We start from the raw sequence: 23,984 nt of genomic DNA on the forward strand, positions 1-23,984 counted from the left end.
GCTGGTGGATTAGCGGTCTTAAGCCCGGTTAGCGGCATCGGAAGACGACTGCTGTCCGGGAGAGGAGTTCGGGTGACTCGCTTCGGATACTTTCTCGCCTGTGAAGAGCACGGGCCTCGGGAACTGGTCCGCCAGGCCCGGCTGGCAGAGGAAGCGGGCTTCTCGGCCCTGTGGATTTCCGACCACTTCCATCCGTGGCTGGACGAGCAGGGGCACAGCCCGTTCGTGTGGTCGGTCATCGGAGCGCTCAGCGAAGCCACCGACTTGCCGGTGACCACCGCGGTCACCTGTCCCATCATGCGCCTCCACCCGGTCGTCACAGCGCAGGCTGCGGCGACCGCTGCCTGCCAGTTGCGCGGCGGTTTCACGCTGGGGGTGGGCACCGGCGAGGCGCTCAACGAGCATGTGGTCGCCCAACGCTGGCCTCCGGCCGCGGAACGGCGGGAGATGCTGGCCGAGGCGGTGGAGCTGATGCGGCGGCTGTGGCAGGGCCGTCTCACCACGCACCGGGGCCGGCACTACCAGGTCGACACGGCGCGCTTGTACACCCTTCCCGACCAGCCGCCTCCCGTGTTCGTCTCCGCGTTCGGCCCGTACGCTGCCCGGCTTGCCGGACGTATCGGGGACGGGCTGATCACCATGGGGGTGAGTCTGCCTCTGATCGAGGAGTTCCGGGAGCACGGCGGGGCGGCCAAACCGATCCAGGCGGGGGTCAAGGTCTCCTGGGCGCCGGACCGGAAGCAGGCCGTGGAGCATGCCCGCCGGCGGTGGCCGAACGACTTCCTGCCGGGGCAGGCCAGCCAGCTGCTTCCGCTCCCCCAGCACTTTGCCGCCCTGGCTGAACTGGTCACGGCCGAGCAGGTTGCGGCCCAACTGCCGTGCGGCTCCGACCCCGACGAGTACCTCACTTTGTTGTCGGAGTACGTGGAGGCGGGGATCGACGAGGTCTATATCGGCAACGTCGGGCCGGATCCCGACGGGTTCTTCGAGTTTTTCGCCACGCAGTTGAAGCCTGTGCTCTCCTCGAGCCCTGAGTGAGGGCTCCCGGGTGTTTCGGACGTTCTTTCGAGAGCGCGGAAGCACTACCCCATCGTTCCGGATCGTCCCGATCACACCGGTGCTGCGACGGTCAGTGACGGTCATTTCACCGCGTTTCCGAAGCGCGCACTGGGGATCGGGGTAGCCTGCTGAATGTGGGAGTGATCGTAGAAGCCACAAGCTGGGACGACCCTGTGGGCGTGCGGCTGCGCCAAGAGCAGGAAGCGGAGATCATCCAGCGGTACGGCGGTGATCTGGAGCAGTGTCCCAAACCGTCCGCGGAGGACGTGGACGTGTTCCTGATCGCCCGCGACGCTGAAACGTCTGTGTCGGTGGGTTGTGGCGGACTGCGCCGATTGGACGAGGTGACGTACGAGATCAAACGCATGTATGTCACCCCTGCGTGGCGGGGACGCCGTATCGGCGAGGTGCTCCTGCGGGCTTTGGAGGAGGCCGCGATCAGCAGAGGGGCACAGCGGATGCGTCTGGAGGCCGGTACTCGGCAGCCTGAGGCGCTGCGGTTGTACGAGCGGTGCGGCTATCAGCGGATTGAGCCGTTTGGACACTACGCGAACTGCGCGGAGAGCATTTGCTTTGAGCGGATCCTGGTGCCTTCCGCGGCATAACCGCGCGTGGTTGGGCGTTTCTGTCCTCTGTCTCTTCCTGGCCATGGCGGGGATGGTCCACGGCGGGGCAGGTTCCTGGCTGCCTGGGTTGGGCCCCGCGGCCGGTCTGCCCCGGCCGCTCTAGGGCCAGGCGGTGTGCGTTTCTGTCGGCTATGCGGCTCGGCGAGGGCTTCCCCGGTACGGCATCCACGTGAGGACAGGAAGGGCGGGGTGTGCCGCAGCAGTCCCGGTGGTGCCGGGTGCGCGGTTTCCGGGACAGGGCAGCCTTGGGCACCGGGATTCCTGGCGTGCAGCGGCGCCGGCGCGCTGTTCGGGCGAGGAGGGCCCGTCCGCTCCCGCTGTTCCGGCAGGTCTTTGCGCGCGCGGCCTACGGTATCCGGCACTGTCCGGAGCCTGATCAGGCATGAAAACTCCCCAGCGTCTCAATTATTGAGATATTTGTTTCTCATAGCGAGACGCAAGGGTAGGTTCGCGGTATGACCGCGCATGTCTGGGACGCCGAACTGTACGATGCACGCCACTCGTTTGTCGCCGCGCATGGCACCGCGCTCCTCGACCTGCTCAACGCGGCCCCCGGGGAACGCGTCCTGGACGCCGGGTGCGGCACCGGAGACCATGTGGCCCAGCTCGCGGCCGCCGGGGTGGATGTCCTCGGCGTAGACATCAGCCCGGAGATGGTGGCGCGGGCGGCCGCGCGTTTCCCCGGCATCCCCGTCACCGTGGCCGACCTGCGCGCCCTGCCGTTCCAGGAGGAGTTCGACGCGGTACTGAGCAACGCCGTCCTCCACTGGGTGCCCGAAGCCGACCAGGCTGCCGCCTCCCTGCGTGCCGTGCTGCGCCCCGGCGGACGCCTGGTCGCCGAACTCGGCGGCGCAGGCAACATCGCTACGCTCACCACCGCCATCCACGAGCTGCGCGCCGAGTGGGGCCTACCGCAGGCCGCCTCACCCTGGTACTTCCCCACGGTCGCCCAGTACGCGCGCGTCCTGGAGAACGCCGGATTCGAAGTCCGCGCCGCATGGCTGTTCGACCGGCCCACCCCGCTTACCGGTGCGGACGGCCTGGGCTCGTGGGTGCGCATGTTCGCCACGTCCCTGCTGGCCGGGGTCACCGACACCGACGCGTTTCTCACCGCACTGGAACAGCGGCTGCGTCCCGCCCTCTACCAGGACGGCTCCTGGTGGGCGGACTACCGGAGGCTGCGGGTGGTGGCGGTGGTGCCGTCCCGTTGAGACCGTCCGCGCTCGGGCCAGGTCACGGGGTGTCGGCGTAGGGGTAGACGACACCGAGACGCTGGCGCACCTCGTCCATGATGCACATGATCCGCAAACTTTCCGCCCACGGCATCAGCGGACTCTCCTGCTCGCCTGCGGCGATGCAACGAGCCACTTCCTCAGCCTCATGCTCATACCCGTTGGCGCGGTGCGGGAAGGCGTACGCTTCCGGTTCGCTGCCGTCCCGGTAGAGGACGAAGTCGGTGGGGCACCACCAGCGCTCCACTTCGATCCGGCCGCGGGTGCCGATGAGGGCGACCCGGTTGGGGAGCGGCGCCTCCAGTGAGCAAGCGAGCAGTCCGGTCACCCCGTCGCGGTTCTCCACCAGCACCGTGCTCTGGGCGTCCACCTTCCCCTGGGGGTCGAGGCGGCCGCTCACCCCTACAACGGTGAGGTCTCCCAAGAAGTGGGAGGCCAGCGCAATCGGATAAACCCCCAAATCCAGGAGGGCCCCGCCGCCCAGTTCGGGGTTCCACAGGCGGCTGGCCGGATCGTAGGGGACGGCGTTGCCGAAGTTGGCGATGAGCATCCGCAGTTCACCGATGGCCCCGGCGGCGAGGAGGTCGCTGATCTTCCGGCTGGCCGGGGCGAAACGGGTCCACATGGCTTCCATGAGGAAGCGCCCGTGGCTGCGGGCCGCGCCGATCATTTCGGTGACCTGCCGGGCATTCATAGCCAGCGGTTTTTCGCACAGGACGTGCTTGCCTGCGGCGAGGCAGGCCAGTGTGCCCGCATGGTGGGCTGAGTGGGGTGTGGCGATGTAGACGACGTCGACGTCAGGGTCCTCAGCCAGCGCAGTGACGCCCACGTGCCGGTTGGGGATGCCCCAGGTGTCGGCGAAGCGCTCGGCTGCGGCCGCGCTTCGCGAACCGACCGCGGTGACCCGGGCCCCGTGGACGGCGCGCAGCCCTTCAAGGAAAGCGGTGGCGATCCACCCGGTGCCGAGCACGCCCCACCGCAGCACACCCCTGTCTGTCGTCATGCGCCCACTTTACTGAATCGGTTCAGGAGCGGGGTAGGCCGCAGCGGTCACCCTTCGAGCAGCCCGGGATGCCCGTCTTCGACGACAAAAGACGCCCGGGTGGAGACGGGAGCCCCGGGTGAGGTCACGTACGGCACCACGCGGAAGTCGGTCTGCCACAGCTCGGGGGTCACGAAGCACCGCGCATAGCCGCGCTGCTCGTTGACGAACCGCAGGTGCGGGTTGGCCGCGAGCAGAGCCTGCCCTTGTTCCCCCAGGTCCTGCCCGTCCTGGCTGCTACTGATCGAGGTGCCGACGAATTCCGTGCCCACGGTCGCAGAATCCGGGTCGGCGTAGTCGGCTTTGAGTTCGGCCGCGTAGTTCTGGTGCCGGTCTCCCGTCACCACCACCAGGTTGCGTACCCCGCGTGCCGCAGCCTCGGCCAGCACCAGGTCGCGCTCTGCGACATAGCCGTCCCAGGAGTCCAACCACACCCGGGTCGCAGGCCCCGGATCGAGGTCGCTCTGCGTCATCGGCACCTGGTTGCCCAGCACGTGCCAGCGGGCGGGCGAGGTCTCGAACCCGTGCAGCAGCCACTCGCGCTGCTCCGTGCCGAGCAGGCTGCGGCCGGGGTTGAGCCGTGCAGAGCAGGTGGCGGACTTTCCGTCGTGGCAGGCGTGGGCGTCGCGGTACTGGCGGGTGTCGAGGATCGTGAAATCCGCCAACTGGCCCCACGAGATCCGGCGGTGCAGTCCCATGGCAGGCCCGACGGGGAGGGCGGAGCGGCGCAGCGGCAGGTTCTCGTAGTACGCCTGAAATGCGGCCGCGCGGCGGGCCAGCTCGGCCTCACCGGTGTGGGCCCCGGCCCAGTTGTTCTTAACTTCGTGGTCGTCGAGCACGGCGATCCACGGGAAGCGAGCGTGCGCCGCCTGCAGGTCGGGGTCGCTCTTGTACAGGCCGTAGCGCACCCGGTACTGCTCGAGAGTCTCCGTCTCGGTGGCCAGGTAGTCGGGGATCTCGACCTGGCGGATGGCTCCGCTTACCGGGTACTCGTAGAGGTAGTCGCCCAAGTGCACGACGAGGTCCAGGTCTTCTTCGGCCAGGTGGCGGTAGGCGGTGTAGTAGCCGTCGTCCCACTTCTGGCAGGAGACGAAGGCGAACCGGAGCAGAGCCGGCTCGGTTCGGGGGTCGGGTGCGGTGCGGGTGCGCCCTACCGGGCTGATCTCCCCCAGGGCTTGGAACCGGTAGAAGTATTCGCGGTCCGGTTCCAAACCGGTGATCTCGGGGTGGACGGAGTGGGCGAGTTCGGGGGAGGCGACGGCTTCTCCCTCGTGGACCACGCGGCTGAAGCGCTCGTCTGTTGCAACCTGGTAGCGGACCGTAACCTCCTCGTCGCCCATGCCGCCCCGGCCGTCGGGGGCGAGCGGGTCGGGGGCCAGGCGGGTCCACAGGACGACCCCGTCGGGGTGCGGGTCCCCGGAGGCGACCCCAAGGGTGAAAGGGTAGGAGCTGGCGGAGGCGGAGCGGTGGGACGGGGCGGGAAACAGACCGGTCCCCAGGGCTACGGCGGCCGCAGAGGCAGCACCGATGCCCAGGAAGCGGCGTCGGGACGGCGGGACTGCAGAGAGCGTGCGACGCACCATGAAAACCCCATTACAAAAAGTGACAACCACTACTCTCTGCGCATACTCCATGTGCCGAACGTCAGGAACGTGCAGGGCAATCGGCCGAACAAGGAAAATTTGGTGACCTTTGGCTACTAGTTGGCGCCAGTCCGCCACCGCCGGCATCTTTTCCAAACCGGTTAAGTCCCCTCTAGGATCACCAGCTATGGAGACTCGACGACTCGGTAGGACCGGCAGGAATGTCGGCGTGGTGGGGTTCGGTGCCTGGCAGATCGGTGACGCGTGGGGGGAAGTCAGCGAAACCGACGCCATGGGCGCGCTGCACGCCGCAGTGGAATCCGGGATCACCTTCTTCGACACCGCCGACGTGTACGGGGACGGCCGCAGCGAACGCCTCGTCGGCCGCCTGCTACGGGAATACGACGGGCTGACCGTAGCCACGAAAATGGGGCGGAGGGTGCCCCAGTCCCCCGAGGTCTACAACCTGGAGAACTTCCGCGCGTGGAACGACCGCTCCCGCGCCAACCTCGGAGTGGACACCATCGACCTCGTCCAACTGCACTGTCCGCCGTCAGAGGTCTACGCCGACGACGCGGTCTTCGACGCACTGGACACCATGGTCGAAGAGCAGCGGATCGCCGCCTACGGGGTCAGCGTGGAAACCTGCGAGCAGGCGCTCGCCGCCATCCGGCGCCCCAATGTGGCCACCGTCCAGATCATCCTCAACGCCTTCCGCCTCAAACCGCTGGAAGAAGTGCTCCCCGCCGCCCGCGAAGCCGGGGTCGGGATCATCGCCCGCGTCCCGCTCGCCAGCGGCCTGCTGTCCGGGAAGTTCACCGCGGACACCACCTTCGCCGCGAACGACCACCGCTCCTTCAACCGCAATGGTGAAGCGTTCGACGTGGGAGAGACCTTCTCCGGGGTGGACTACGCCACCGGCCTGGCCGCGGTGGAACGGCTCCGTCCTCTGGTCCCTGAAGGGGCGACCATGGCCCAATTCGCCCTGCGGTGGATCCTCGACCAGCCGGGGGTCAGCGTGGTCATCCCAGGGGCCCGCAACGCTGACCAAGCGCGTAGCAACGCTGCCGCGGCCTCTCTGGCCCCGCTCCCGGAAACCGTCCACGCCCGTGTCCGCGCGGTCTACGACGAGCTGATCCGCCCCCAAGTCCACCACCGCTGGTAGCCCGGACGCCCGCCGGCTCTGCGTCCCGGCTACAACAGGTCTTCGGGGCGCGCGGGCCCGATCGGGAAGGGGTGGTCCTCTTCCGGTTCGAGTGACACTGACGGCACCGGGGACGGCGACGGTCCCGGGGACGACGAGTCGCGCGGCGACGGCTCAACAGAGGGACTCACCGCCGGGGACGGCGAGCCGCGCGGCGACGGCTGGACAGGTGACGGGCTCACCTCTGGTGCCGGGGACGGCGGTGCCTCCGGAGGCGGCGCATACACTTCGCGGCTCATCGAGGCCATGAGGAAGTAGAGCACAAGCAGCAGCGCGGCAAGCAGCGCGATCAGCGCCACCACCCCGGCCACCAGGCCAGGGTTGGAACCGGGGTCCGCGCCCGCGCCGCGCAGCGCCCGAAGCCGCGTCGGCCACGGCCAGCGCGCCGTTGCCGGCGCGGCAGCGGACGCCCAGTAAGGCACGTACGTGGGCCCGCTGCCCCGCCGCGGCTCAGGTGCTGCCACCGCGTCCAGAAACACGTTCGCGGCGTCAGGCCGGGAAGCAGCCACAGCCACCCACACCACCGGACCGGAGAGGGTGGAGGCCAGCACCCGGGGACGCTCCGCAAGCCCGGCGCCGTCGACCACCGCGGCCCGGAACCGGTCCAGCACGGCCGGGTCACTGGCGGCACCCGAGCTCAGCACCGCGACGCTCACCGGCTCCCCCGCGGCGCCGCGCGCCGCATAAACCACGCCTTCTGGGCGGTGTACTCTACGCTCCTGGATCCGGTAAGCCCCCACCTGACGCGGATCAGCATCCCGCAGAGCCTCGTGCGCCACCTCCGCGCCGTCCTCTCCCATCCACTGCCGTCGCAACGGGTAGTCTCCCCGTTGCACACCTTTCCGCAGTCCAACGTACCCGCGCCCCGCGCGGAACCCAGCCCATCTCTGGGAGGCCACTGCCGATGTCGTCGACCGCTGAGGAGCCTACCGAGGCCACCACCCTGCTGCGCAGGGTGCTGCAGGAGGTATCCACCGTTATCGTCGGCCAGCAGGCCATGGTGGAACGCACCCTCATCAGCCTCGTCGCCGGGGGCCACTGCCTGCTCGAAGGGGTTCCGGGGGTCGCCAAGACCCTCGCCGTCTCCACCCTCGCCTCTGTGGTCGGCGGGACCTTCAACCGGATCCAGTTCACGCCCGACCTGGTGCCGTCCGACATCATCGGCACCCGCATCTACCGGCCGTCCACTGAAGCGTTCGACGTCGAACTAGGGCCGGTCTTCGCGAACTTCGTGCTGGCCGACGAGATCAACCGTGCCCCCGCCAAAGTGCAGTCGGCGCTCCTGGAAGTCATGTCGGAAAAACAGGTGTCCCTGGCGGGCACCACCTATCCGGTGCCGGACCCGTTCATCGTCATCGCCACCCAGAACCCCATCGAATCAGAGGGGGTCTACCCGCTCCCGGAAGCGCAGCGCGACCGCTTCCTGTTGCGGGTGCGGGTGGACCATCCGCGCGCCCACGAAGAGTTCGAGATCCTGCGCCGGATGAGCACCACCCCTCCGCGGCCCACCCAGGTCCTCAACCTGAGCGACCTGCTCCGGCTCCGCGAACAGGCCCAACAGGTGCAAGTGGACCAGCTCGTCGCCGACTACGTGGTGCGCCTCGTCATGGCGACCCGGGAGCCCGCCGCCTACGGCCTGGCCCCGCTCCAGCATGTCATCGAAGTCGGCGCCAGCCCGCGGGCCACCCTCGGCCTGGTCGCCGCTTCGCGGGTGCTTGCGCTGCTGCGCGGCCGCGCCTACGTCCTCCCCGAAGACGTCCAAGCGCTGGTCCACGACATCGTCGACCACCGGCTGGTCCTCACCTTTGACGCGCTCGCCGACGGGGTCACCGCCGCCTCCGTGGTCGACCAGATCCTCGCCGCAGTCCCCCCGCCCCGCGTCATCTGGGACGACGTCCCCGAGTCCGCCCCGGCGCGGCCATGACTCCTGACGCACGCCAGCGGGAAGCGCTGCGCCGTCTCACCCTCACCGTGACCCGGCGGCTGCACGGGCTGCTACACGGCGAACACCTCGGGCTGCACGCGGGCCCCGGCAGCGAGCCGGGGGACGCACGGCTCTACCAGCCCGGACAGGACGATGTGCGGCGGATGGACTGGGCGGTCACCGCACGCACCACCCACCCGCACGTCCGGGACTTGGTCGCCGACCGGGAGCTGCACACGTGGACCTTGCTGGACTTGTCAGCCAGCATGGACTTCGGCACCGCGCAGGCCAGGAAACGCGACATCGCCATCGGTGCCCTGGCCGCGATCACCCTGCTCACCCGGCGGGTCGGCGACCAGTGCGGCGTCCACCTGCTGAGCGGGGGACGGGTCGCGCGGTGGCAGGCCCGGCCCGGCATGTCGGTCGACCAGATCGTGGCGGGCGCGCTCGGCCAGCTCAAACAGGCTCCTCCGCTCCGTCCGGGGGAGCCTCCCCTCCGCTTGGCGGACGCGCTCGCAGACCTGTCGCGCACCCGCCGCCGCCACGGGCTGCGGGTGATCGTCTCCGATTTCCTGGACACCCCGCCCGGCGGGGTCCCCGACTGGCAGACCCCGCTGCGCCGGATGAGCGCCAACTGTCAAACCATTGCCATAGAAGTCGTGGATCCCCTGGAACTGGACCTGCCCGCCATAGGATTGGTCGCGATGACCGATCCGGAGACCGGCCGCACTCGCCACATCCATTTGACGGAGAAGGTGCGCCAGCGCTACGCCCACGCCGCCGCTGAACAGCGTTCTGCTATCGCCGCGGCGCTGCGCGCGTCGGGCGCGGCCCACCTGCGGCTGCGCACCGACCGCGACTGGGTCCGCGACATCGCCCAGTTCGTCGTCGCCCAGCGCCGTACCGCCCACCGGCTGGCCCGGCACACCGTGCCCCGACCCGCCATTCCGACAAGGACCGCACCGTGACCTTCCTGGCTCCCATCCACCTGTGGTGGCTGCTGGCCGCGGCAGTCCTCCTCGTCGCCTACCTGCTGATGCAGCGCAGGCGCACCGAGTACGCGCTGCGTTTCTCCAACCTCGCCCTGCTCGAGCATGTCGTGCCGCAGGCGTCGGCGTGGCGGCGCCACGTCCCAGCCGCGCTGTTTCTGCTCACCATCATCGTCTTGATCCTGGCGCTGGCCCGGCCAGCCATGGACGTCCAAGTTCCTCGGGAGCGCGCTACCATCCTCGTCGCTATCGACGTCTCCCCGTCGATGGCGGCTACCGACGTCGCCCCGGACCGGCTCACCTCAGCCAAAGAGTCCGCGCAAAGCTTCATCGAATCCTTGCCGCCGCGGTTCAACGTAGGTTTGGTGGCCTTCTCCTCGGTCGCTACCGTTGTCGCATCCCCCACCCAAGACCACCAGGCGGTCGCCGACTCCATCGCGAACCTGACGATCTCGTCGGGCACCGCGATCGGCGAAGGAGTGTTCGCCTCCCTGCAGGCCATCCGCTCCTTCGACGAGAAGGCCACCGATGATCCGCCGCCCGCAGCGATCGTGCTGCTCTCCGATGGGGAGAACACCAGCGGTCGCCCGGTGGCCGCCGCCGCTGACGAGGCGCGGGCTGCGGGGGTGCCCGTGTCGACGATTGCGTTCGGCACCGGAGTGTCGATCATCGAGATCGAGGGCCACTACGTGCCCGCCAACATCGACAAGGAGACCTTGAAGGAACTCGCTATGACCACGGGTGGCCGTTTCTACGAGGCCGAGTCCACCGGCGAGCTCAAAGACGTCTACGCTGATATCGGCTCTTCCTTGGGCACTGAGACCGTGCACAAGGAGATCGTTGTTCCTTTCGTCGTCGTAGCCTTAGTCCTCGCCACGGCGACCGCGGTGCTCTCGCTGGCATGGTCGCAGCGTCTGCCCTGATTTTTGAGAGCCGATTCTCCGTCAGCCCGAAATAACCGCTACCGTGATCCCGTTTCCACCACCCGCATGTCACGGAAACGGAAACCCGAGAATAATGCCTTACCACCCCACGACGACTCCCCCTGCCGCCATCCTGTTCAGCGTGGACGACACCCTGGTGGACGACTACAACGCTGTCTCTCAAGGGGTGCGCGTCCTCATGGAGCGCCTTGGCCACCCCAGCTTCTCGGCTGCTCGCGTCCTCTGGGACGTTCAGGGCATCCTGTCCACGAGCGCCTACCGTGCTGGGCGGATCCCCTTGGCGGAGAAGCGGCGGCAGCTCGTCCGCGCGTTAGCTACCCAGGCAGGGCACTCCCACATCTCCGACCAGCACTGTGATGAGCTGTACCAGCGCTACTTAGACGCGCACCGCGCTGCCTGGCGGACCTTCGACGATGTCGCCCCTACCCTCACCCAGTTGGCACAGCGCAACATCCGCCTCGGGGTGATCACCAATGGCGACCAGAACCGGCAGCACGACAAGCTCTCCACGCTCAACCTCGCCCACCACTTCGGGGCGGTCGTGTGCGCCGAGGCGGCAGGGACCAGCAAACCCGCCCCGCGGATCTTCCTGCTGGCCTGCCAACAGCTCGGGGTAGCCCCCCACCAGACGTGGTATGTGGGCGACCAGATGTATGAGGATGCGATCGGGGCGCTCAACGCGGGCCTCTACCCGGTGCTGTGCGACCGGCACCGTCTGCTCCCTGCCACCGAGATCACCACGATCCACACGTTGACGGAGCTGTCCGCGCTGACCACGGGCACGCGTTCTCCCGGAGCAAGCCTGCTGTGAGTACTCCCGGTCCTCAGCCTGTGCGCCGGACCACCGCCCATCTGTTACCGACCACCGCTGACGGGGGCGTGCACGCCCCCACTGCCACGCTGGTGTCGGTACGCCTCGATTTCGGCGACGATCCGGCGGCCCGGTTGCGCGAAGCGGCGCGGCTTCCTGCCGCTGCACCGCTGACCGCGGTCGACGTCCGCACCGAGACGGTCACCGTCCAGCACGGTGACCACGTGCTCGACATGCACATCGACCGGATCTACTACGCCACTCCCACCACGTCCCCGGCAACCCACTCCCTCGCGGAAGCCCTGGCCCTGCCCAGTCGGCCCACCCCCGAGGAACTGGTCCCCGAGGAGGTCCTTCCCGCTACGGCGCTCCGCCGTTTCGCGGTCTACGGACTGGTCACCGACCCGGCGGCGCGGCTCCTCCTGTCCCGGATCGCTCCCGGCTATCCCGGGGAAGGCACCTGGCACCTGCCGGGTGGCGGAGTCGCCCACGGGGAGGACATCCGTACCGCCTTGATCCGTGAGATCGCTGAGGAGAGCAGCCAGGAAGCCCAGCCGGGACGGCTGCTCGCGGTCACCCACCACTATCGCAACCACCCGGACGGCCCCTACACCGACATCTACTCCCTGTGGGTGTTCTTCCACGCGCACGTCGACGACCCAGGCCCGGTCCGGGTAGCAGAGACGGACGGCTCCACTATCGAGGCGTCCTGGTTCTCCCCGGAACAGTTGCCGCACCTGCGTCTCTCCGTGCCGGCGCGGCGCGGCCTGGCTTTCCTCGTGGAGTCCTCTCCAGCTGGGCGATAACGAAAGCGCCTCCCGTTTCGGGAGGCGCGTGGTCCCCTCACCAGAAGCTGCTGCGGCGCGGTCAGGCCCGTGCCGTCCTCCTCCGCCACCAGCGCCGCGCCACGAACACTGCGACGCCCGCACCGACCGCAGCCAGCGCGTACAGCACGGCTTTAGGCGGCAGGCACAGCGCCAGCACGATACAGCCCACGAGTCCCACTACGGGGAGTGCCAGCCACGGCCGGTGCTCGGTGGGGCCGAGCCGCAGGGCTGACGCGTTCGTCACCGCGTAGTACACCAGGTTTCCGAACGCTGCCACGCCGGCCGCGGCCCACAGGTCGAGGTCGGCGACGATGACGGCCGCGGAGGCGGCTCCTGCCGCGAACAGTGCCCGCTCTGGAACGCCAAGCGGGCGGCTTCCCCCGCCCAGCCAGCGGGGCACGTGCCTGTCAGCGGCGAGCACGGCCACGCTGTGCGCTGCAGCAAGCAGCGCCGGGCCGAGGACGCTCGCGCACGCCAGCGCCGCGCCCGCAGCAACCACGGACGCGGCGACGTCACTGGCAGCGCTGCGGAGCACCACATCCACCAGAGGGACCGTGGAACGCGCTAGCTCTCTCGGCCCCAGCACAGCCAGGGCGGTGACCGCTACCGCGCTGTAAACGCCCAGGGCGACGCCTAGCGCCCAGCCGAGCTGCTGCTCTGAGCCGCCTAGCCGCGGAGAGGTGATGGGGCGCCAGCCGGTGAACGCGAAGAACAGCAGCCCTGCCGCGGACAGGACCGCGGCCAGTCCGTGCCACCGCAGCGCCGCGGCAATCCGCGCAGTGTCGGCGGCGCCTCCGCCCCAGGCGAGCACCACCACCCCGGCGAGGATCGCGACCACGACCGCGCACGCGGCCGCCGCAGTTCGGGGGGAGGGGCGGAGCCCGCTCCAGGCGAGCACTGCCACTGCGGCCAGTACCGCCAGCGCGCCCGCCCTAGGGTGGCTGGGCCAGACGTGGACGCCGAAAGTCAGCGCGACCGCGCTGCAGGCGGCTACTGCGCCCACAGCGGACGCCCATCCGGCGAGGACTCCCCAGCCTTCGCCGAGTCGGCGCTGACCGTACACGTAGGCGCCGCCCCGCCCGGGATGGTGGAGGGACAACCGGGTCTCGGAAACGGCGCTGCAGTAGGCCACCGTTGCTGCGATCAGCAGTGCCAGCGGCAGCCACACACCGGTTGCGCGGGCCGCGGGGGCCACGACCGCGAACACCCCGGCGCCTACCATCGCGCTGAGGCCGGCGCCGACAATACGTATGCCGTGCAGCCCTCGCTGGGCCGCGGCGGGTCCAGAAAACAGTGAGGTTCCCACGTCGTGAGTGTGCCGCATCTGCGGCACCCCCGTGTGCCGTCGTGCCGTTCCCCACCTGGCAGACGGCTGGTGCTTGTGCCGGGCGCCCCGCATGCTGCCACGCGGAGCACCCGCTACGGTGAGCCCGTCCGAACGACCGTGAGCTATTCCACACCCGCGCGCAGGGTCTTGCCGCCGTCCAAAGTGATGACCTGTCCGGTCACCCAGGAAGCGTCCGAGGACGCCAGGTAGGCGACGGCTGCCGCGATGTCATCGGGTTCACCCAGCCGTCCCAGCGGGTATCCGGCCGCGACTTTCTCTTCGTTCTCCGCGTACAGCGCTTCGGCGAAACGGGTTTTGACGACGGCGGGTGCGACCGCGTTGACCCGGATCCGTCGGTGCGCCAGTTCGTAGGCCAACTGCTGGGTGAGGTTGATCAGTGCCGCCTTGCTGGCGCCGTAGATGCCGATCCCGGGCGAGGGGTGCTGGCCGGCGAGGGAGGCCACGTTGACGATCGCCCCGCCGTGCTCCCCCATCCACGCGTTGTAGACCTCGCGCACCCAGCCCACCGCGGCGATCACGTTGACCTCGAAGATCTTGGCCATGGCTGCCTCGTCGACCTTGAGGATCGAGTCGAAGACAGGGTTGATGCCGGTGTTGTTGACGAGGACGTCGACACGGCCAAACGTGTCCAGGGTGCGTTGGACGACTTCGGCGCGGTGGGCCTGGTCGTGGGCCCGTCCTGCGATGCCCAGCGCGTGTTCGGGGCCGCCGAGCTGGGTGACGGCTTCGGCGAGGGCTTCCGCACCCCGCGCGGTGACCACCACCCGGCCTCCTTCGTCGACGATGCGGCGTGCCACGGCGAATCCGATGCCTCGGCTGGCGCCCGTCACCACCGCGACTTTGCCTTCGAAACGTTTCACGGCACAACTCCTTGCCACAACGGGGCGGAACAGACGCCACCACGATACCGACCAGTAGGTCTGTCCTGGTGGGGTGCCTGCGGATCCCGGCCGCCCCTGCTACCCTCACCCGACGTGGCCTCGCACTACTTCGACTCTGATCCGACCGCGCCCAGCCGCACCGCCACCGTGACCCTGCTCCTCCCCGACCTGCACCTGCGGCTCGCCACCGACCGGGGCGTCTTCTCCCCCGACCGGATCGACCTTGGCACACGGATCCTGCTCGAGACCGTTCCCCCACCTCCCGACCACGGCACTCTGCTCGACCTCGGCTGCGGCTACGGCCCCATTGCGCTGGCCATGGCACTGCGCGCCCCGAAAGCCACCGTCGTGGGGATCGACACCAACCAGCGCGCCCTCGCGCTGGCACGCCGCAATGCGGAAGCCAACGCTGTCCCCAACGTCTCCTTCCACCGCGCGCCCGGCCCCGAGGACCCCGTGGACCCGCTCCTGCGCGGCCCGTTCGCCGCCCTGTGGTCCAACCCGCCCATCCGCATCGGCAAACAGGCCCTGCACACCCTGCTGACCACGTGGCTGGACCGCCTCGCCGACGGCGCGTACGCCCACTTTGTCGTGCACAAGCACCTCGGCGCCGACTCGCTACACCGCTGGCTGGACGCCTCCGGCTACCCCACGGACCGAGTCGCTTCCCGCGCCGGTTATAGAATCCTGCGCACCATGCGCCGACCCTGACCCGCCGCTAGACTCGGCTTTCGGAATCGACACCACACGAGGACGCACTCCAGGTGAGCACACAGCTCCGCCCTACTGACGTCAAACGGCTCAATCGCCACTGGCGCAGGCACACCCACAACCGCATCAGCCTCATCGTCGAATCGGTCACCCAGCCGTTCAACCTCGGCTCGATCCTGCGCACCGCCGCGACGTTCGGCGTCGACACCCTCTGGTTGACGGGCAACGCCGTCACCCCAGAGCACCGTCAGGTCCACAAGACCGCACTGGGTACGCAGACCAAGGTGCGTTGGGAGAAGACCGCGACGAGCGCCGAGGCCGTTGCTGCGGCCCGCGCCGCTGGCTACCGTGTGGTGGCTCTCGAACTCGCCCACGGCGCGGTCCCCTTGCACCGTGCTCCCCTCACCGGGGACGTGTGCCTGGCTGTGGGAGCTGAGGACCACGGCTGTTCCCCGGCACTGCTCGCTGCGGTGGACGCCGTCACCTACATCCCGCAGACCGGACGCGTCGGCTCCCTTAATGTCGCGGTTGCCACCGCGATTGCCATCGCCGAAGCCCGCCGCCGCGAATGGGAGACCCTTCCCGACGGCGACGACGGCACCGAGTGAGCCGGGCCGGGAATATCCACCCCATCTCGTGGGATTCAACCCCACGACAGAGGGGAACTTTCTCAGCCCCGGCACTCGTATCCAACTGGTAACAGGTTCACCGTCTAAAGAGAGAGGCAATGGACCCGTCCCGAAGTAGCAGCAGCGTCACGAGACGCTGCTGCTCCGACTCTGACGACCCCCACTCAGCCGGTCGCGCACTGACCGAACTCCCCTACGACTCCGAGGCGGTATGTGCGCGATGAACGTCGGCGTCACAATTCTCCTCGGAGTCTTGGTGGTCTTCCTGATCACCGCGGTCACCGGCTACTTCGTCGCCCAGGAGTTCGGCTTTGTCGCCGTTGACCGTTCTCGGCTCAAAGCCCGAGCTGCCGCCGGGGACACGCAGGCCCGGCGCGTCCTCGACATCACTTCCCGCACCTCGTTCATGCTCTCGGGTGCCCAGCTCGGTATCACCGTCACCGGTCTCCTCGTCGGCTACGTCGCCGAACCCATGATCGGGGCGGGGATCGGCGAACTCCTCGGCGGTATCGGAATTCCCTCCGGTACCGGAGTGGCTATCGGCACCGTCGCGGCGCTGCTGTTCTCCACCGTCGTCCAGATGGTGTTCGGCGAGCTGTTCCCCAAGAACCTCGCGATTGCCCGCCCGGAGCCCGTTGCCCGCAGACTGGCCCTATCGACCAGCATCTACCTGCGTCTCTTCGGGTGGCTCATCTGGCTGTTCGACCGGGCATCCATGCTGCTGCTCAAAGCGGTGCGCATCACACCGGTGGAAGACGTCCAGCACGCCGCCACCCCGCGCGACCTGGAACGCATCGTGGAGGAGTCCCGCGACAGCGGCGACCTGCCCGCGGAGCTGTCCACCCTGCTGGACCGCTCCCTGGACTTCCACGAGCGGACCGCGGAACACGCGATGATCCCGCGCCCGCAGGTCACCTTCGTGGAGGCCGACGACCCGGTCAGCCGGGTCGTGGAACTCATCACCACTACCGGCCACTCGCGCTTCCCGGTACTCACCGGGGTGGAGACCGTCACCGGGGTGGTGTGCCTCCGCGACATCCTCGGTTTGGATCCTGCCACGTGGGAGACCACCCGGGTCGCGGATGTCGCCCGCACCGCTGTCCTCGTCCCCACTTCCCTTCCGCTGCCGACCCTTGTGGCGCGGCTGCACGAGGCGAACGAGCAGTTCGCCTGCGTGGTCGACGAGTACGGGGGCTTGGCCGGGGTGGTCACGACCGAAGACATCGCGGAAGAACTCGTCGGGGAGATCGCCGACGAGCACGACCCGGAAGACGAGTCGCAGGCCCGGGTCATCGAAGACGGCAACTGGCTGCTTCCCGGTGCGCTCCACATCGACGAAGTGGAGCGGCTCCTCGGCCACGACCTTCCCGCGGGCGACTACGAGACCCTCGGTGGTCTCGTGATCACCCGGCTCCGTCGCCTGCCCCGTCCCGCAGACCGGGTCACCGTGGCCCTGCCCCGGCACCCGGGGGCTGACGACGACGAGCCCGACTGGGTCGTCAACCTGGTCGTGGAGGCAGTGGACCGCCACGTTCCAGAAACTATCCGTCTCGAACTGCGGGAGAGCCCGCAGAGCAGCTGGACGGGGGTGACCGCATGAGCGGGCTGAACCCGGTGGTGGCCCTCGTGCTGTCGGTACTCATTATCGGGCTGTCGGCGTTCTTCGTGGCTATCGAGTTCGCTCTGGTGGCTGCGCGCCGCTACCGGCTGGAAGAAGCCGCGGAGACCAGCCTGTCAGCGCGGGCCGCGCTGCGCAGCGCCCGCGACCTGTCTCTGCTGCTCGCCGGGTCCCAGTTGGGGATCACCCTGTGCACCCTGGCGTTGGGTGCGATCACCAAGCCGGCCGTCCACCACCTCATCGAACCCTTGTTTGACGGTCGGCTGCCCGAAGCAGTCTCCTCCACGGTCTCCTTCGTGGTGGCCTTGGTGATCGTCACCTTCTTCCACCTCGTCATCGGGGAGATGGCCCCCAAGTCCTGGGCGATCTCCCACCCGGAGCGGTCGGCGATCCTGTTGGCCATCCCTATGCGGGTGTTCATGTGGTTCACCCGGCCCGCCCTGGTCGCGCTCAACGGCATGGCCAACTGGTGCCTGCGCCGCCTGGGGGTGGAGGCCGTCGACGAAGTCGCCTCCGGCCACAGCCCGGAGGACCTGCGGGAACTGGTGGAGCACTCCGCTAAGGCGGGAGCGTTGGATCCGGAGCGGCGCGCGCAATTGGCGACCGCTTTGGAGGTCAACTCCCGGCCGCTGCGGGAGATCATCACCCCGAAGGAGGAGTTCGCGCAGGTCGGCCCGGATGACGACATCGCGGAGATCCACCGGGTAGTGCGGGAGAGCCGGCATCTGCGTCTCCTGGTCGGCGAGGACGAGCCTTTCGGGGTGCTGCACGTCCGCGACACGTTCACGTGCCCGCCCGGCACCACCGCCGCCGAGCTCATGCGGCCAGTCCTGACCTTGGACGCCACCACCCCCATCTACGCGGCGCTGAGCATCATGCGGGAAAGCCGCACCCACTTGGCGCTGGTGGAAGAGGAGGAGGAGCTCATCGGCCTGGTGACCATGCAGGACATGCTGGACCGGCTCCTGCTGGCAGGCACTCCCGAGCCCGCGGGACGCTAACCGGCAGCATCCGTCCTTCGCGGGGCCGCCCCAGTGGCGGCCCCGTTGCCATGCAGGCCTGATTGGAGCGCCCTGCTGGGGGTATCCGTCTCCGCGGAGTTTCCGCTGCGGCGAGGAGTGAAGCTATGGCAGTCCCTACTGTCACCCTCAACAACGGGGTCACCATGCCCCAACTAGGATTCGGCACCTGGCAGGTAGGCTACGACGCGGTCGCTGCGGCGCTGGCGGCCGGGTACCGCTGCTTCGACACTGCCGAGATGTACCGCAATGAGACTGCGGTCGCCGCGGCGCTCGCTGACTCCGGGCTGGACCGCTCGGACGTGTTCATCACCACCAAACTGTGGAACAACCACCACGGATTCCAACCGGCCTTGGACGCGTTCCACGCCAGCCGCCGCAGGCTCGGCCTCGACGTCATCGACCTGTACCTCATCCACTGGCCCAACGCGTCCGATGCAGTCAACGTGGAAACGTGGCGGGCCCTTGAGCAGTTGTACGCGGAAGGCGTGGTACGCGCGATCGGCGTGTCGAACTTCTCCCCCGCCCAGCTCGCCGTCCTCCTTGAGGCCTGCGACGTGGTGCCAGCGGTCAACCAGATCGAGCTCAACCCGTCCCGGCCGCGCCTCGAAGAGCGCGTCTACCATGCCCGACACGGCATCGCCACCCAAGCGTGGGCACCGTTGGCGAAAGGGGGAGCCCTGCTCACCCACCCGGTGATCACTGAGATCGCGGAAGCCCATCAGAAGACCCCGGCCCAAGTGGTGCTGCGCTGGCACCTGCAGCACGGCATCCTGGTCATCCCCCGCTCTGCCACGCCGGAGCGGATCCGCAGCAATTTTGCTGTAACCGACTTCTCCCTCGCCCCGCAGGAGATGGCTGCCGTGGATGCCCTGGGCGCGTGACACGCCCGGTCTGGCAGCGGGCCGTGCGGCCCGGTCAGGCGGGGGCGGTCTGCTGGCTGCCGCGGCGTGAGCAGACCGCAGTCGGAAGGCCGTGCCCTGCGGGGCGGTCAACCCGGATAGGTCACGGTGTGCGTTTCGCTCATCTCCATGAGGCCTTCGATGCCTTTCTGCAGGCCGATGCCGCTCTGCCGGAATCCGCCGGACGGGGCGCGGTCGTCCTCGGCGAGCACTCCGGCACCGTTGATCCAGGTGGTTCCCGTGCGGAGGCGGGCGGCGACTTCGCCGGCACGGTCCAGGTCTGTGCTCCACACCGAGGAGCACAGCCCGGCCCGGTCCTGGTTTACTGCCGCGACCACCCGGTCCACGTCGTCATAGGGCAGGATCGGCAGGACCGGCCCGGACTGGGCTTCGACCACGATGCTCTCGTCCAGGGGCGGGTCGAGGACCAGGGCGGGGCGCAGGAAGTAGCCTCCGCTCTGCTGGGTCTCTTCGCCGATTTCCCCGAATTCCCGCACTTCGCAGCCGATGGCGCGGGCACGGTCGCTAAGGTCGCGGGCGTGGTCGCGATCCCGGGCGTTGATGAGCGGCCCCATGGTGGTGTCCGGGTGCAGCCCGTGTCCGATCCGGTGGTTGGCGAGCTGCGCGGAGAGGGCTTCGACCAGTTCCTGGTAGCGGGAGCGGTGGACGTAGAGGCGTTTCACTCCCCGGTGCAGTTGGCCCGCGATCATGAAGGCGCCGACGGCGATCCGTTCGACGGTGACCGCGTCAAGGGCGACGTCGTCGAGCAGGATCGCAGGGTTGTTTCCGCCGAGTTGCAGCGTCACCCGGGTGATGGTGTCGGCTGCGACCCGCAGGATGGTCCGGCCCGCCTCCGGACTGCCGGTGAAGACGATCCGCCGTACCCGGGGGTCCCGGATGGTCGGGGAGACGGCTTCGTCGCTTCCGGTGACAACGTTGAGGACTCCGGCGGGGAGCCGTTCGGCAAGCAGTTGGAGGGTGCGGACGACGGTCAGCGGAGCGGTCGGCGAGGGGGTGACGATCACGGTGTTCCCCGCGACGAGGGCGTGCGGGAGACTGGTGGCGAGGACCGCCAGCGCCCAGGTGGGGGGAAGGATGATCGTCACCGCGCCCAGCGGCATCACTGAGATTTCGGAGCGGACCTGGTCCGGGGCGAGCCCTTCCCCCAGGGGAGCGTTGAACGGGGCCTCTCCTTGTCTGGGCTGAGGCAGGAGGCGGCGGACTTGCCGTAGTTCTCCGGCGATCCCGGCGGCTGTGATGCACCGCTGTTCGAACACGGAAAGCTCAAGCTGTGCTTCGGTCCGGGTGAGTCCGCTTTCCCGGACGAGGAGGTCGCTCCGCGCCTCGGCGCTGTCGTGCAGGTCCCGCAAGGCTTCGAGGAGAAGTTCGGCGCGCTGCTCCGGTTCCTGAGCGCTCCAGCGTGTCCATGCAGTGTCGGCGGCGTCCACGGCCCGGCGGGCCTGTTCCGGGGTGGCTACCGCGGCGTAGCCGACGACCTGGTGGGGTGCGGCCGGGTCGAAGACCGGAAACCACTCGTCAGCGCCTTCGATCTCTCCGTCGATGAGCAGCCCAGTCCGGGTCTCCTGCCAACTCCCCATGGTCTGAGTCATCCCTGGTGCCCCCTGTGCCTGACGGTCGTGTCGTGCCGCGTCGCTACCCGGCCTTCTGGGCCGCAAACCACCGCTTGGCCTGGGCCGACGGCGGGCTTCGGGCTAGGTGGCGACCGTGTTGAACAGCAGTCCCAGCAGGTAGGTGGCGGCAGCGGCTCCCACGCCGATGGTGAGCTGCCGCAGGGCGCGCCGCAGCGGCGACGATCCGGAGAGCACGCCGACGACCGCTCCGACAGCGAGCAGCGCGATTCCGGTGACCGTGCAGGCCACCGCTACCGCGGCCAGGCCCGACATGCCGGCGAGGAACGGCAGCACGGGCAGAGCTGCACCCACGGCGAAGAACACGAAGCTGGACGCGGCCGCGCTCATCCCGGTGCCGACCACTTCGGGGTCGGTGGTTCCGGGCAGTTCCGGGGGCGGTCCGGTTCTGCTGAGGCGCAGCATCGTCGTGGCGCGGTGCTGCGCTTCGTCCGCGGGGACGCCGCGGGCCCGGTAGACGAGAGCGAGTTCGTTGTCCTCGGCGTCGAGGCGGGGGATGGATTCTCGGGCCGCCTCGTCGGGGACGGATGCGGCAAGCAGTTCCCGTTGCGAGCTGACTGAGACGTATTCGCCCGCAGCCATGGACAGCGCCCCGGCAAGCAGCCCGGCCAGCCCGGTGAGCAGCACAGTATCGGCGGTGGCGCCGCCGCCGACGACGCCGAGCACCAGGGCGATGTTGCTGACCAGGCCATCGTTGATCCCGAATACTGCGGCGCGCAGTCTGCCGGAGAGCCGGGACCGGCTTCGGACAGCGAGTCCGCGCACCACCTCCGCGTGGATGCGTTCGTCGGCCACGATCCGCTCGGGCACGTCGGGCGCTTCATAGGGGATGCGGTGCTCGGCTCGTTGCAGGAGTGCCAGGGCGAGCACCCAGCCGAGATAGCGGGCGAGGAAAGCCAGAGCCCGCATGCGCCACGAACCGCGCCGCGGTTTGCCCACCCGGTCGCCGAGAAGACGCTCCCAGTAGGCGACGTGGCGCGCTTCGGCTTCGGCCAGGGCGAGAAGGATCTCCCGTTCTTCTCCGTCGCGGCGGTACGCCAGCTCCCGGTAGGCGCGGGCTTCTTCCCGTTCGTCGGCGAGCATGCGCCGCCATCGGCGCAGGGTGGCGGGCGACGGGTCGGAAGACGCGGTGTGCTGCTGGTCCATGCAGATTCCTCTGCCCTCCTCCTGGTCAGCTATACCGCCGGCCGGGGCACGGGTGCCTTCCCCGCCCATATTCACACTATTCCTACTTATTTAGTTGACTTTAGGGAGAGGGGAGCATTAGCGTCATTACCGCCGGTAGTCACCGCAGGCATCCCGGCACTGTCCCCTCCCGACCCTGACGAAGAGAGCAGCCATGCACACCAGACGCGACTTCCTGCGGTACACCACGGCCGTCGGAGCAGCCCTCCCCCTGCTGGCCGCGTGCGGCCCTTCGCGCGGCTCAGACGGCACCGGGGAGGCCACTGTCCTGCGCTACCAGGGCACTACGGGGTCCGTCACCCTCCCCGAACTCGCTGCCGACCTCGGCTACCTCGACGGCATCGACCTGGAATGGCTCAGCGACACCACCAGCGGCCCCCAGTCCATCCAGGCCGCCGCCACCGGCGACACCGACTACGGGGGAGCCTTCAACGGGGCGATCCTCAAACTCGTCGCCGCCGGGTCCCCGGTCACCGCCGTCATCGCCTACTACGGCTCCGACGAGGAGACGTACAGCGGCTACTACGTGCTCGAGGACAGTCCCCTCACCCAGCCGCGCGACCTGATCGGCGCCACCGTCTCCATGAACACCCTCGGTGCCCATCACGAGTTCGTGGTCCGCGAATGGCTGTCCCGCAACGGACTGACCGAGGAGGAGATCGCCCAGGTCGAACTGACCGTCGTCCCCCCGGTCAACGCCGAGCAGTCGCTCCGCAGCGGCCAAGTGGACGTCGCCACCCTCAGCGGCATCCATCGGGAAAAAGCCTTGGAGCGCGGCGGACTGCGCCCCCTGTTCACCGATACCGACCTCTATGCGTTCAGCTACGGCAGCCTCGTGCTCCGCAACGACTTCATCGAACGCCACCCCACCACCACCCGCGCGTTCGTCGAAGGGGTGGCCCGCGCCATCCGCTGGGCCCAGACCAGGCCCCGCGAGGAGGTTGTCGACCGGTTCGTCTCCATCATCGAACGCCGCGGCCGCAACGAAGACACCGAGACCATCCAGTACTGGAAGAGCGACGGCGTCGCAGGCCCCGGCGGGGTGATCGCCGACAAGGAGTTCTCGGTCTGGCACGACTGGCTGGTGCGCAACGGGGAGCTCGCTGAGGGCCGCATCTCCCTCTCCGAGGTGTACACCAACGAGTTCAACCCCTATGCCAACGGCACCTACCCGCCCGACTCCGGGCCTGACGGCGAACCGATCGCCGCCACCGCCGGCGGCGGAACCACGGGAGAAGGCCAATGACCCCGAAACTGCGCCTCGACCGGGTCCGGCACGAGTTCCCCGCCCGGAGTGCCGGGCGCGGGCGCCGCTCCACCGGCCGGGTGACCGCGCTGGAAGACGTCACCCTGGACATCCGCGCCGGGGAGTTCCTGGTGCTCGTCGGCCCCAGCGGCTGCGGCAAGTCCACCTTGCTGGACCTGCTCGGCGGCCTAGCCCGCCCCACCTCCGGGCAGATCCTGCTGGACGGCGTCCCCGTTACCGGACCCGGCCTGGATCGGGGCCTGGTCTTCCAGCAGTACGCGCTGCTGCCCTGGCGCACTGCCCAAGGCAACGTCGAATTCGGCCTGGAAGCCCGTGGGGTCGGTCGCCGCCAGCGCGCCCAGCTCGCCCGCGACTACCTGGAACTGGTCGGGCTCGCCGGATTCGCGGAGCGCTACCCGCACGAGCTGTCCGGCGGCATGCGGCAGCGCGTCGCTATCGCCCGCAGCCTCGCTTTCGACCCTGACGTGCTCCTCATGGACGAGCCGTTCGCCGCGCTGGACGCCCAGACCCGCGAAACGCTCCAAGACGAACTGC

The 23,984-nt window shown here is 69.0% G+C and carries 23 protein-coding genes; 16 read left to right on the forward strand and 7 right to left on the reverse strand.

Annotation, left to right across the window (positions count from 1 at the left end; genetic code table 11):
* The first annotated feature begins 72 nt into the window (after nucleotides 1-72).
* From TF1_RS04650 to TF1_RS04660, 3 genes are all read left to right on the forward strand, one after another.
* Nucleotides 73-1,038, forward strand: a complete 966-nt coding sequence (locus TF1_RS04650; protein WP_011292095.1) for an LLM class F420-dependent oxidoreductase — start codon at nucleotides 73-75, stop codon at nucleotides 1,036-1,038.
* 155 nt (nucleotides 1,039-1,193) lie between these two features.
* Nucleotides 1,194-1,664: a GNAT family N-acetyltransferase gene (locus TF1_RS04655; protein WP_011292096.1), complete on the forward strand. Its 471-nt coding sequence runs from the start codon at nucleotides 1,194-1,196 to the stop codon at nucleotides 1,662-1,664.
* A 476-nt stretch (nucleotides 1,665-2,140) separates the two neighbouring features.
* Nucleotides 2,141-2,896 (forward strand): class I SAM-dependent methyltransferase, encoded by a 756-nt coding sequence (locus TF1_RS04660; protein ID WP_061783672.1) that lies wholly within the window; start codon nucleotides 2,141-2,143, stop codon nucleotides 2,894-2,896.
* Nucleotides 2,897-2,918: 22 nt separating this feature from the next.
* Here the strand turns inward: TF1_RS04660 and TF1_RS04665 are convergent, their stop codons facing one another.
* Both TF1_RS04665 and TF1_RS04670 read right to left on the reverse strand, forming a co-directional pair.
* Nucleotides 2,919-3,920 carry a Gfo/Idh/MocA family protein gene (locus TF1_RS04665; RefSeq protein ID WP_061783673.1) on the reverse strand — a complete coding sequence of 334 codons (1,002 nt, stop codon included), beginning with the start codon at nucleotides 3,918-3,920 and terminating at the stop codon, nucleotides 2,919-2,921.
* Between the two features lie 47 nt (nucleotides 3,921-3,967).
* Complete coding sequence (locus TF1_RS04670) at nucleotides 3,968-5,542, reverse strand: alkaline phosphatase D family protein (protein ID WP_011292099.1); 1,575 nt, start codon at nucleotides 5,540-5,542, stop codon at nucleotides 3,968-3,970.
* Between the two features lie 187 nt (nucleotides 5,543-5,729).
* On the opposite strand from TF1_RS04670, the gene TF1_RS04675 reads away from it, so the two are divergent.
* Nucleotides 5,730-6,707 carry an aldo/keto reductase gene (locus tag TF1_RS04675; protein WP_016188767.1) on the forward strand — a complete coding sequence of 326 codons (978 nt, stop codon included), beginning with the start codon at nucleotides 5,730-5,732 and terminating at the stop codon, nucleotides 6,705-6,707.
* 29 nt (nucleotides 6,708-6,736) lie between these two features.
* Here the strand turns inward: TF1_RS04675 and TF1_RS04680 are convergent, their stop codons facing one another.
* Nucleotides 6,737-7,561 (reverse strand): hypothetical protein, encoded by an 825-nt coding sequence (locus tag TF1_RS04680; protein ID WP_011292101.1) that lies wholly within the window; start codon nucleotides 7,559-7,561, stop codon nucleotides 6,737-6,739.
* Between the two features lie 89 nt (nucleotides 7,562-7,650).
* Between TF1_RS04680 and TF1_RS04685 the strand changes: the two genes are divergently transcribed.
* The 5 genes from TF1_RS04685 (at nucleotide 7,651) to TF1_RS04705 (ending at nucleotide 12,220) form a co-directional block, all read left to right on the forward strand.
* A complete protein-coding gene (locus TF1_RS04685; RefSeq protein ID WP_011292102.1) occupies nucleotides 7,651-8,670 on the forward strand; it encodes an AAA family ATPase in 1,020 nt (339 codons plus the stop codon).
* Nucleotides 8,667-9,638 carry a DUF58 domain-containing protein gene (locus TF1_RS04690; RefSeq protein WP_011292103.1) on the forward strand — a complete coding sequence of 324 codons (972 nt, stop codon included), beginning with the start codon at nucleotides 8,667-8,669 and terminating at the stop codon, nucleotides 9,636-9,638. The genes TF1_RS04685 and TF1_RS04690 overlap by 4 nt, the downstream gene beginning before the upstream one ends.
* A complete protein-coding gene (locus TF1_RS04695) occupies nucleotides 9,635-10,582 on the forward strand; it encodes a VWA domain-containing protein (protein WP_011292104.1) in 948 nt (315 codons plus the stop codon). Before TF1_RS04690 ends, TF1_RS04695 begins: the two co-directional genes overlap by 4 nt.
* A gap of 94 nt (nucleotides 10,583-10,676) precedes the next feature.
* Nucleotides 10,677-11,414, forward strand: a complete 738-nt coding sequence (locus tag TF1_RS04700; protein ID WP_061783674.1) for an HAD family hydrolase — start codon at nucleotides 10,677-10,679, stop codon at nucleotides 11,412-11,414.
* Nucleotides 11,411-12,220, forward strand: a complete 810-nt coding sequence (locus TF1_RS04705; protein ID WP_011292106.1) for an NUDIX hydrolase — start codon at nucleotides 11,411-11,413, stop codon at nucleotides 12,218-12,220. The genes TF1_RS04700 and TF1_RS04705 overlap by 4 nt, the downstream gene beginning before the upstream one ends.
* Nucleotides 12,221-12,281: 61 nt before the next feature.
* Here the strand turns inward: TF1_RS04705 and TF1_RS04710 are convergent, their stop codons facing one another.
* Together TF1_RS04710 and TF1_RS04715 are read right to left on the reverse strand one after the other, a co-directional pair.
* On the reverse strand, nucleotides 12,282-13,565 hold the full coding sequence (locus TF1_RS04710; protein ID WP_011292107.1) for an APC family permease: 1,284 nt from the start codon (nucleotides 13,563-13,565) through the stop codon (nucleotides 12,282-12,284).
* Between the two features lie 125 nt (nucleotides 13,566-13,690).
* Nucleotides 13,691-14,449 (reverse strand): SDR family oxidoreductase, encoded by a 759-nt coding sequence (locus tag TF1_RS04715; RefSeq protein ID WP_011292108.1) that lies wholly within the window; start codon nucleotides 14,447-14,449, stop codon nucleotides 13,691-13,693.
* Between the two features lie 114 nt (nucleotides 14,450-14,563).
* On the opposite strand from TF1_RS04715, the gene TF1_RS04720 reads away from it, so the two are divergent.
* The 5 genes from TF1_RS04720 to TF1_RS04740 all read left to right on the forward strand — a co-directional run bounded on the left by TF1_RS04720 (nucleotide 14,564) and on the right by TF1_RS04740 (nucleotide 19,331).
* Nucleotides 14,564-15,181, forward strand: a complete 618-nt coding sequence (locus tag TF1_RS04720) for a class I SAM-dependent methyltransferase (RefSeq protein ID WP_061783675.1) — start codon at nucleotides 14,564-14,566, stop codon at nucleotides 15,179-15,181.
* A 53-nt stretch (nucleotides 15,182-15,234) separates the two neighbouring features.
* Complete coding sequence (locus TF1_RS04725; protein ID WP_011292110.1) at nucleotides 15,235-15,789, forward strand: TrmH family RNA methyltransferase; 555 nt, start codon at nucleotides 15,235-15,237, stop codon at nucleotides 15,787-15,789.
* Nucleotides 15,790-16,030: 241 nt separating this feature from the next.
* Nucleotides 16,031-17,410: a hemolysin family protein gene (locus TF1_RS04730; RefSeq protein WP_016188772.1), complete on the forward strand. Its 1,380-nt coding sequence runs from the start codon at nucleotides 16,031-16,033 to the stop codon at nucleotides 17,408-17,410.
* The gene (locus tag TF1_RS04735) at nucleotides 17,407-18,429 is read left to right on the forward strand and encodes a hemolysin family protein (protein ID WP_011292112.1); all 1,023 of its coding nucleotides are present in this window, start codon (nucleotides 17,407-17,409) and stop codon (nucleotides 18,427-18,429) included. Before TF1_RS04730 ends, TF1_RS04735 begins: the two co-directional genes overlap by 4 nt.
* Before the next feature lie 125 nt (nucleotides 18,430-18,554).
* Complete coding sequence (locus TF1_RS04740; RefSeq protein WP_011292113.1) at nucleotides 18,555-19,331, forward strand: aldo/keto reductase; 777 nt, start codon at nucleotides 18,555-18,557, stop codon at nucleotides 19,329-19,331.
* Between the two features lie 107 nt (nucleotides 19,332-19,438).
* Here TF1_RS04740 and TF1_RS04745 read toward each other — a convergent pair whose 3' ends face one another.
* Entirely contained in the window at nucleotides 19,439-20,959 is a 1,521-nt protein-coding gene (locus TF1_RS04745) for an aldehyde dehydrogenase family protein (protein WP_061783676.1), read from the reverse strand.
* 102 nt (nucleotides 20,960-21,061) lie between these two features.
* The gene (locus tag TF1_RS04750) at nucleotides 21,062-22,144 is read right to left on the reverse strand and encodes a VIT1/CCC1 transporter family protein (protein ID WP_016188774.1); all 1,083 of its coding nucleotides are present in this window, start codon (nucleotides 22,142-22,144) and stop codon (nucleotides 21,062-21,064) included.
* A 193-nt stretch (nucleotides 22,145-22,337) separates the two neighbouring features.
* Here TF1_RS04750 and TF1_RS04755 point away from each other — a divergent pair, with 193 nt between their 5' ends.
* A complete protein-coding gene (locus tag TF1_RS04755; RefSeq protein ID WP_011292116.1) occupies nucleotides 22,338-23,429 on the forward strand; it encodes an ABC transporter substrate-binding protein in 1,092 nt (363 codons plus the stop codon).
* A partial coding sequence (locus tag TF1_RS04760) for an ABC transporter ATP-binding protein (RefSeq protein ID WP_061783677.1) occupies nucleotides 23,426-23,984 on the forward strand: 559 nt, incomplete at its 3' end. The genes TF1_RS04755 and TF1_RS04760, both read left to right, overlap by 4 nt.

Source organism: Thermobifida fusca NBRC 14071 = JCM 3263 (genome assembly GCF_001592045.1).
Taxonomy (GTDB): domain Bacteria; phylum Actinomycetota; class Actinomycetes; order Streptosporangiales; family Streptosporangiaceae; genus Thermobifida; species Thermobifida fusca.